Below are 2,472 nucleotides of genomic sequence, written 5' to 3' on the forward strand. Positions count from 1 at the left end.
GTCGATACCCAGCGCGACCACATCACGCAGCGGTGCAGCGCCCGGCAGCGTGGCGATGCAACGGCCGGCACGCAGGTCCCACACACGCAGCGCCCCGTCCTCACTGGCCGAGACCAGCTGCCCCTGCGCGGACTCGGCCAGCGACCACACCCAACCGCCGTGACCGTCGTGCGTCGCGATCAGTGAGCCGTCGGCCTGCCAATGCCGGACAGATCCATCGGCGCCGCCGGTCGCCAACGTGCCGTCTTGCAGAGCGAGCACCGCAAGGCCGCTGCCGGCATGCGCCTTCACGACACGCGTGCACGTCCCTGCTTGCACGTCCCACAGGCGCAGGTCGCCATCGCGCGAGATCGATGCCAGGCTGCCGTCGGCCAGCGCGGCCAGTCCGAGCACCGATTGGCGATGGCCCGGCAGCGTTCCGTGCGACGCACCGTCGAGGCGCCACAGGCGGATCAGCCCGTCGCGTCCACCGCTGGCCAGCAGGTCTTCGCCGAGCCGCGCCATCGTCCACACGTAGCCGTCGTGGCCGGGCTCGAAAGCACCTTGCGGTCGGCTCTCTCCTTCGCGGCGGTACAGCACGTCACTTCGAAGAATGTGCTTCACGCCCTGGGTCACCACCGCGCCTGCATGCCACAGGCTGTGATCGAAGACGATCAGGCTGCCGGCGCAGGGCCGCACGCGGCCGATCTCGCGCGCCGGGGCTCCACCGGTCTCGCCGCCCGGGCCAGCGGAGTAGAAGACGGTGTCGCCGCCGCCGAATGCATCGCCATCGGTGAGGTAGACCATGAAGGTCAGGCAMGAGCGGCGATCAGGCCCGCGGTAGTGCACGCCGTCCCGGTGCACATTGAACTGCTGACCCGCGCCATAGCGACAGAATCGGAAACGCTCGTTGAGGCTGTCGAACGCCCAGCGTTGACCATCGAGCAGCAGATGCTCGGGCACGTGCACGAACAGGCGCTCGCCGAGGCGCCGCGCCAGCACCGGATCGTCGACGACCTGGCGTTCGTTGTTGCGGTACGAAGGCGGGTAGTGGCTGCCGGCGCCCTCAAATCCGCGCGCGTCGCTCTGCGCGATGTGCTCACGGCACTCCTGCCTGGTGAGGAAGCCGGGGATGAGCATGCAGAACCCGGCGTCGGCCGCCAGCGGCGACACCGAAGACGCGGCGCAGGGGATGTCGGCTGCAGGCTTCGTCATGGGCTTCCGTTTCATTATTTGGTCAATCAACCAACTTATCGAAACTCTAAAGCCCGAGCCGGCCGATTGCAACGATAATTTGGTCGCATAGCCAAAAATATCTGTCGCCATGGCCCGCACCCGAAGCACCATCAACACCGAAAGCCGCCGCGCCTCGATCGTGGCGGCCATGCTGCCGGTCATGGCACAGCACGGCTACGAGAAGGCCACGGTGCAGGCGATCGCCCGCGAAGCCGGGCTGACGCCAGGACTCCTGCACTACCACTTCAAGAGCAAGCAGGAGATCCTGATGTCGCTGGTGCAGGCCATCGTGGAATACGCTCGCAACCGCTTCGCGGCGCTGGCCGATGCCTCGGCTTCACCACGCGAACGCCTGCAGGCCTATGTGCAGGCGCGGCTGGGGCTGGGTGCAGGCGCGGCGCCCGACATGGTGGCGGCCTGGGTGATGGTGGGCGCCGAAGCCGTGCGACAGCCCGAGGTGCGCGCGCTGTACGAGCAGGCCATTGCCGAAGAACTCGCGGCGCTGCGCCAGCTCGTCGCCGACTGCCTCGCCGAGGAACGGCGCAGCACGGTCACGGCCGACACGCTCGCCGCAGGCCTGCTCGCGATGATGGAAGGCGCCTTTCAGTTGTCCAGCGCCGCCGGCAATGTCATGCCGGTCGGCTATGCCGCCGAAGCGGCGATGGCCTATGCCGCGCTGGGCATCGAGGCGGCTCCCAGGTGCAAGGCCTGAGGGGGCCGCCTTCGCCTTCCTACCCGGCCCTCGGCGCCTTGACCTCGCGCGCCTTGCTGGTACCGAGGCCCGCGACGACCAGGAAGTCCCGCACGACCTCCTTGTTTCGAGGCGTGGCCAATCCGATGCCGACGGCCAGCTCCTCGCCCTCGACCAGAGACCGATAGGAAACACCTGCCCGACGCAACCCCGCGAACGATCTTGGCAGCAAGGCAATGCCACGCCCACCCGCCACATCGGCCAGCAACACGTGATGGTCAGCCGGCTCCTTGACCTTCCGCGGCGCAAAGCCGTGATGGGCGAAAACACGCTGGCAGTGGTCGTAGAACGCAGGCTGACGCGCACGCTCGAACCAGAAAATGACCTCTGCGGCGAGATCGGCGAGCCGGACGGTTCGGCGCCGGGCCAGGCCGTGGGACGATGGCATCGCCACCATCATCGGCACCCGGTCAAGCTCCATCACGTCAAGACCAGAGGCCTCCGTGGGTAGCGCGATGAAAGCTGCCGCCAATCGGCCGGCGCGCAGTTGGCGCACGAGCCTGGGG

Annotated in this window: 3 protein-coding genes; 1 reads left to right on the forward strand and 2 read right to left on the reverse strand. The window is 68.0% G+C overall.

The window, feature by feature from the left end; translation table 11 throughout:
* A partial coding sequence (locus AC1D12_RS30895) for a 2OG-Fe(II) oxygenase (protein WP_477845030.1) occupies positions 1-1,365 on the reverse strand: 1,365 nt, incomplete at its 3' end.
* Here AC1D12_RS30895 and AC1D12_RS30900 point away from each other — a divergent pair.
* Entirely contained in the window at positions 1,364-1,927 is a 564-nt protein-coding gene (locus tag AC1D12_RS30900) for a TetR/AcrR family transcriptional regulator (RefSeq protein ID WP_477827414.1), read from the forward strand. The two genes, AC1D12_RS30895 and AC1D12_RS30900, sit on opposite strands and share 2 nt — an antisense overlap.
* A 19-nt stretch (positions 1,928-1,946) precedes the next feature.
* On the opposite strand, the gene AC1D12_RS30905 is transcribed toward AC1D12_RS30900, so the two are convergent.
* Positions 1,947-2,472 (reverse strand): LysR family substrate-binding domain-containing protein (locus AC1D12_RS30905; protein WP_477845031.1); only part of this gene is annotated, 526 nt, incomplete at its 5' end.

This window comes from Rhizobacter sp. P1_G5, assembly GCF_056405435.1.

Bases quoted from the DNA above. Each gene is read 5' to 3' on its own strand.
- AC1D12_RS30900 (WP_477827414.1), top strand. From the start codon at position 1,364: ATGCTGCCGGTCATGGCACAGCACGGCTACGAGAAGGCCACGGTGCAG.